This is a genomic window from Anaerobacillus arseniciselenatis, assembly GCF_001865995.1.
In the GTDB taxonomy this organism is placed as follows: Bacteria; Bacillota; Bacilli; order Bacillales; family Anaerobacillaceae; genus Anaerobacillus; species Anaerobacillus arseniciselenatis.
In genome coordinates this window covers 1-6929 of record NZ_MLQQ01000023.1, presented here as the reverse complement: position 1 = coordinate 6929, position 6929 = coordinate 1, and the positions used below count along the sequence as shown (strand labels likewise).

The window sequence follows — 6929 nt, the reverse complement described above, 5'->3', positions numbered from 1 at the left end:
AGCGTACCCACCAATTGGCATAGTTTCACATATTATAAAAATAATGTTAGAGGTCGTGTCGAAAAATATTTTTTTGGTACTTCTCCAACGGCTCAAACCGTTGGTATATCAATATTTATAGAGGGAGGAAGTTATGAATTTTAAAAAAAATACGCTCATGATCGGGGCGATTTTGGCGATAGTTTCTTTAGTCGTAGGAAGTTTTTTGTTATACGGTAATAACTTTTCCAACGAGCAAGCTTTCGCTGATTATGGTCGTTCAATGTCAGATGAAGAGTTACGTTCGTTTTTCGAACCTCTAGGTCCAGTTCCGGAACCAGAAGACAATCCAATCACTGAGGAAAAAGTGGAACTAGGTCTAATGTTATTCGTTGACCCAAGATTATCTAAAGAAGATCAATTAAGTTGTTTAACTTGTCATAGTCCTCAACTTGGGTATGCCGATAATTTAACGTTCTCGGTCGGGTTTGATCATACCGTTTTAACACGTAATACGCCAAGCATTATCAATACTGGATACTATGAAACATTTTTTTGGGATGGTAGAGCTGATAGTTTAGAAGAACAATCGCTCGGACCCATCCAAGATCCTAATGAAATGAACTTGGATTTAGATACAATGATCGAAAAAGTAAGAGCTGTTGAAGGTTATCGCCCGTATTTTGATGCCGCCTTTGGTGGAGAAATTAGCATAGATACGGTGGCTAAAGCTCTAGCTACTTTTCAAAGAACGATTAATATTGATAACACTGCCTTTGACCGCTTTTTAGATGGTGAGGATCAAGCACTTGATGAACAAGAGAAGTTTGGCATGGAGCTCTTTATAACACAAGATTGTATAGAGTGTCATTCCGGACCTAATTTTACAGATCAAGAGTTTCATAATGCCGGAGTAAATAGTGGAGATCCTGGCTTAGCTGAGATTTCGGGAGATGAGGAAGATCTCGGTAAATTCCGAACTCCTGGATTACGTGGGATTATTTACACCGCCCCTTATATGCATGATGGTAGTGAAGTAACATTACATGATGTTGTCAATTTTTATGATCGTGGTGGAAACGGAGAGCCGAATACTAGTGAACTTATTAGGCCGCTACATTTATCAATTCAAGAAAAAGAAGCTTTAGTTGCTTTTTTAAGAGCGATTAGCGGAACTCCTCCTGAAATAGAAATCCCATCTTTACCACAATAAAATTTAAGGAGGAACAATATTTATGAAAATCTTTCGTAATATGAAAATACTAACCAAGTTATTGGTTCTTATAGCTGTTTCCATGTTTTTTTTACTATTTGTAGGGATAAGTAGTTACTACCAAATAAACGAAATGAGTTCAGCTTCAGAAGAAATGTATAATGAGAGATTGCTCCCTATCATGTGGTTTGATGAGGTGCAAATTAATTTAGCTCATATCGATGCAGGTTTATTACGGTTAATACTCACAGAAGACCGACTAGAAAAAGACACTGTCATTGCAGATATGCGAGATCGCTCACTACGAATTGATGATTTATTATACGATTATCAAAATAAAGACCTTGAAAATGAAGTAGTTGATATGATTTTTCAATTGAAAAATCGATTAAACGAATATCACCGTGATCGGCAAACAATGGTTGACTTAGCGGTTATACAAGATTCAGAGGCTGCTTTTAGTTATTATGAAGAAACAGAGCAAAGTCGTGAAAGTATTAATGAGCTAGTGGCAGAGCTTGCAGAGTATAATGAAGTTATTGCTGGTCAGCTAAATAACGCTAACCAAGAGAAAGCCTCTTCTGCTGCTTTCATAACTTTTATTAGTATTGCAGTAGCCTTACTTTCTACTTTAATTATTGGCTTATTTTTAGCTCGATTAATTACAAATTCTTTTAAACGTCTTCAAGTGGTAATGACAGAAATTGGCGAAGGAAACTTAAAAATTGACGTTAGTAGCTACCGAGCAAAAGATGAAATTGGACAACTATTTACGATTGTTGAAACAATGTGTAACAACATACGATCATTAATCGGAAAAATTAATCATACAACTTCTCAAGTGAATGATGCTTCTCAAAAACTTTCAGATGGCTCTCAACAAACTGGAGAACAGTCAGCACAGATTGCTACTACGATTAATGATGTCGCCGAGGGAGCTACTAAACAAAGCGATCATGTTTCACACGTGTTAAAAATGATGGAAGAATCTGTTAGTGACGTTGAGACCGGTAGCAACCATGCAAATAAAACCTTGACGAATGCTGTTCAGTCAACGAAAGTCGCAAATGACGGTGCAAAAGCAATCTATGAATCGATTGACCATTTAGGTGAACTCAAAGAAAATGTCAGTCATGCGACACTCTCTATTCAACAATTAGGTAAAAGGTCTGAAGAAATAGGTGGAATTATTACCGCTATTACTGCTATTTCTGATCAAACGAATTTATTAGCACTAAACGCAGCAATCGAAGCAGCAAGAGCTGGGGAACACGGTAAAGGATTTGCCGTTGTTGCCGACGAAGTACGAAAGTTAGCGGAACAATCTAACCAATCTGCAGGGCAAATCACACAACTAATTAATACGATTCAAGAAGAAACGTTAGATACGGTATCGTTAATGGAAAGTAATCTAACAACCGTCGAAAATCAAGTAATAATGATCAAAAAAGGCGGTCAAGCTTTAAAAGAAATTGTAAAACAAGTTGAAGATACCGAAGTTGGTGCCCATGAAATGAAGGAAATATTTGAGAATTTACGGCAAAATTCTCATGACGTTTTAAATGCTATTCAAGACATTTCTGCAATTATTGAAGACGCAGCCGCATCTAGCGAAGAAGTTGCTGCATCTGCCGAACAACAATTAGCAACCGTCGAGGAAATGGCTAGTAGTTCAACCAACCTTGCTACTACCTCAAAACAGCTAAAACAAGAGGTAGAAAAGTTTAAAGTGTAAAACGTGCCTCCCTCTCCGAATATTTTGTTTATCAGAATGTTTCACGAGGGGCTACGCAAAAGTACAGATCAATTTATAAATCCTATGCCCACTGCTTCGTTCTGGACATAGGATTTTTTATTAAATCACTCGCCTAGTATTCTCGTTACATAGAATATTTCACGAGAAAATCCCTATAAATATCCAGATCAATTTATAAATCCTATTTTCGTAATAAAATTTCACTTTTTTCTCAAATCTCATTACTTTTTCAACATAATTTGTTAAAATTCAAAGTGAAGTACAAGCGAAAAAAACTCTCTCCAAAGGGGCCAGCCTTTGAAAAGAGTTTTTCTTTTAACTAATTAGTTATCACGAACGTTCGGGAACCATTCGTTAATCGCGTGTGTATGCTTCTCATGGTTTACAGATTCATTAATCACGTTTTGTTTTGTGATTTCAATTTGACGCTCTAATTCGTCAATATCTTCACCAACTGCCATTAACGCTCTTGTAGCTACTAAAATAGCTTGTTGAGAACGATCGATTGATCTAGTGAATGATGCCATTGCTCCATCTGGATTATGGAAACCATAAGAGTTTTCAGCAGCTGGCATATCCCAGAACCATTGACCTTCACGAACTAACGCTTGTACTTCCTGTATAGCCTCATCAGAAATAGCTAAACCTTCTCTTTGGCGAACGATCATACGGTTTACGTAATAGTGAGCTGATGCACCAATTTCTTGTGCTCTTAATAACTGCTCTTTGTGACGCTCTTGAATGTCTTTCACACGAGTTTCTAAATAAGTAGGTGACTTATCACCATGACATGTACGACAAGATTCTTCAAGTGTTAACATTGGCGAACCCCAACGGTGAGATGAGATTTTCTTTTTACCATCAACACGTTGATATGGCATATGACAATCTGCACAAGATACCGTTTGGTGAGGTCCGTAACTCCATAATTCATACTCTGGATGTTGCGCTTTTAAAATTGGTGTGTTTGAAATCGTTGATACATATTCACCTTGGAAACCACCTTCTCTTGAAGCCTGATACTCAGAATACTCCCATTGATCTTCAAATGTTAACCCGTAACCCCAAGGGAAGGTTGTTTGTAGATCATTCAGCGGGTCGAAATAGTATTCAACATGACATTGTGCACAAACGATCGAACGCATATCATGTTGTGTAGCATTTTCTAAATCAAAACCAAGTCTTTCAAAAGCATCTGTTGTATGCGGTAACGATACACGTAAATCCATTGTTACAGGATCATGACAAGTGGAACAACCAATTGAGGCGTGTCCCCATTCTGCAACGTTGCCAAATCCATCTGCCATTCTACCTTTATCTTCCCCAGCAAATTCTTCTAACCAAGGCATAGCTTCTTCATGATAATTAAGAGCATAGGCTCTTTCTGGTCCAAACTCCTCTAGCATTGCTGGGAATACAGTAGTTTTACAAGACATGCACGCTGAAACAGCATTAGGATTTTCAGTAATACGGCGTACATTCATTTGATCTTCAAAAGCGTATGTGTGACCACGAGTTAAATTGTATTCAACCGCGAACCCGAAACCGTTCCATACGATTGGTAACATTGGCTCAATGGAAGGATCATTTTTCGGTAATACCTCTTTTTCATTTTCCATATTTTTCATATAACTTTCCCAATGCTCTGGGAATAAATCTTTAAATGCAAAGTTGTTCCATTCATTCGGATCAAGTCCAGTATTCATCGGCTCTTCTTCTTGTGCTTGTGAATTTGCACATCCTACTAAAGCTAGCATTAATAAGAAAGAAAATACGATTAACAAAATCGACTTTTTGTTAGCACTCCCCATTTTTTTCATTCCTTTCTAGTTTCTATTTGTTTCTGCAAAATGAAATTGTCCTGGTTCAAACCATTCAGCTGGCCTGAAGTCACCTTTATTATGTGGTACTTGTCGGTGACAATCGATACAACTGTCATGCGCACCAGAGTGGTCAACATTTTGTAAACCAGGCTCGTGACAACTAATACAATTGTCGTTAATCACTTGTTGTGACTTCGCATTTGCATGAAGTACATCCGGAATTTTACTTGCTCCGAGTGTATTCATATACATATGACTCGCACCAGCTTTCGCTTTAAATGCCATCTTCGAAACGACACTATCACGCGGCGCATGACAATCGTTACAACTTAATGATGCATGATTCGAATCAGCGAAAGTCTCAAAAGCAGTACCCATGATGTGACAGCTAGAACAAAACTCACCACTATCTGTTGCTTTCATCGTTCCTGAAGTCCCTGCAAATAGAGCAATCCCTAGAAAAACACCGATTAACGTAAACAGTAGCAGCTTCTTATCTAGCAATTTCAGCTTCTCCCCCATCAGTTTCTCTCCTTTCTCTTTCAAAACTTTATATACTAAGTAACTCTATGAAAATTACTTAATACCAATGGTAATTGTATAAACATAGAAAGTGAGTTAAGTTACCGCAGTGATAATTATCACTGCTCTATACCTTTATAATACTTTCATAGAATTTCACACAAAGTGATTTTAATCACATTTATTTGTTACAAAAGTTCGAACTAAATGTCAGGGTAAATACCTACAAAATAAGGAAAACCCTTATAAAATAAAGAGTTTTCCTTACACGGAAAATATTTTAAATAATGAAAAGTGTGAACTTAATGTGAAATATGTAGATTCGTTAAAGTGAATGTGCAAGGCGATCACGAATTATTTAACCCTTTAGATTTTGGTGGATACAATTTCTAATAAAAGGAGAATTCAAAGTAAAAATGGTATTAGCAGTAATGATAAGTATATGTTTTGAATTGTTCTTAGGGTTCCTATTAGGAAAAAGTGAAAAAGCCTAAACCTCCTTGTATTTACCGAGGAATTAGGCTTATGGTCTTCCTCACAATCGCGATTGTGGAATATCACCTGTTATTGAAAAGCACCGTTATAGTGCATAGCAATTTGCAATTTAACTATGCTTTGTTTAGGTTATTCTCCTTCAAAATATCTCTCCGTTTACTTCTAAAAATAATAATTTTAATAAAATATTTTTAATGCAAATTGTCGGTCATAGGAGTATTTTTATCGACTTTTCTTATAATGCCAATAATAAAACGTGTTACAAGCGATTTAATAGTAACACTTACAAAAGTATGATACCACTCCCATCCCTTTTCCCATTTGATTAAGTTTGTTTTCTTTACTGCCCAGCATTCAATGAAAAACATAGGAACAGTAAAGTACAGTAATTTATAAAAAATGGCTACATAATTATCCTTTTCAGTGACTTGATTATAAAGTATGGTCAATGTTGGATAAACTAAAAAGTCAAATAGGATATGCGTTTTAAATACTTTAGGGAAAAAGCGTACTGGATATTTGACTATTTTGTACGATGTCATGAAATTATCAATAATACCATTTGTAACGGCATTAAATAAATAAACGATAACCCAATCTTTTATGGGTGGCTTTCTAAATAATAAAATCATCAAACTAAGTAATGTTAAAACAGTTGCAGTTCTTAAAAATAATTTATCATATTTATTTCCTTTCACAAAGCACTCTCCTTTCCTTTTCTTAGAATGCTCTATGATTAAGTAATTATTACAGTGTTCATACTAAAGAGCGTTAGCTTAAGTACAGAACTTAGTCTCATCATGCTTTACTTCAATGAATGAAATATCGCCATGCTGCTTTATCTCGAGAAATCCCTCTTCTGAGCAATACTGGTAGATGTAGGGACAGCTCCACAGATTATTGTAGTAACCATTAATTCTTTATAACTAAAAAACACACTCCTAATGGAATGTGTTTTTTACCTAGCAACGTCCTACTCTCACAAGGGGAAACCCCTAACTACCATCGGCGCAAAAGAGCTTAACGATCGTGTTCGGCATGGGAACGAGTGTGACCTCTTCGCTATCGCCACTAGATTATTTAGTTTTGAATTATGAGTTTTGAGTGTTGAGTTACTTGTAAGCGTCTCTTGGAGGCTCAC

5 protein-coding genes and 1 rRNA gene are annotated in these 6929 nt (G+C 36.3%); 2 read left to right on the top strand and 4 right to left on the bottom strand.

The window, feature by feature from the left end:
* The first annotated feature begins 133 nt into the window (after positions 1-133).
* Entirely contained in the window at positions 134-1192 is a 1059-nt protein-coding gene (locus BKP35_RS11135; protein ID WP_084031598.1) for a cytochrome-c peroxidase, read from the top strand.
* 22 nt (positions 1193-1214) lie between these two features.
* A complete protein-coding gene (locus tag BKP35_RS11130; protein WP_071313428.1) occupies positions 1215-2927 on the top strand; it encodes a methyl-accepting chemotaxis protein in 1713 nt (570 codons plus the stop codon).
* A gap of 344 nt (positions 2928-3271) precedes the next feature.
* On the opposite strand, the gene BKP35_RS11125 is transcribed toward BKP35_RS11130, so the two are convergent.
* The 4 genes from BKP35_RS11125 to rrf all read right to left on the bottom strand — a co-directional run bounded on the left by BKP35_RS11125 (position 3272) and on the right by rrf (position 6864).
* Positions 3272-4759, bottom strand: coding sequence for an ammonia-forming cytochrome c nitrite reductase subunit c552 (locus BKP35_RS11125; RefSeq protein WP_245741946.1), 1488 nt, complete (start codon positions 4757-4759; stop codon positions 3272-3274).
* Between the two features lie 15 nt (positions 4760-4774).
* Positions 4775-5293, bottom strand: a complete 519-nt coding sequence (locus tag BKP35_RS11120) for a cytochrome c3 family protein (protein ID WP_071313426.1) — start codon at positions 5291-5293, stop codon at positions 4775-4777.
* Positions 5294-5979: 686 nt separating this feature from the next.
* Entirely contained in the window at positions 5980-6486 is a 507-nt protein-coding gene (locus BKP35_RS11115; protein WP_071313425.1) for a CBO0543 family protein, read from the bottom strand.
* A 262-nt stretch (positions 6487-6748) separates the two neighbouring features.
* A 5S ribosomal RNA gene (gene rrf / locus BKP35_RS11110) occupies positions 6749-6864 on the bottom strand.
* Between the last annotated feature and the right edge of the window lie 65 nt (positions 6865-6929).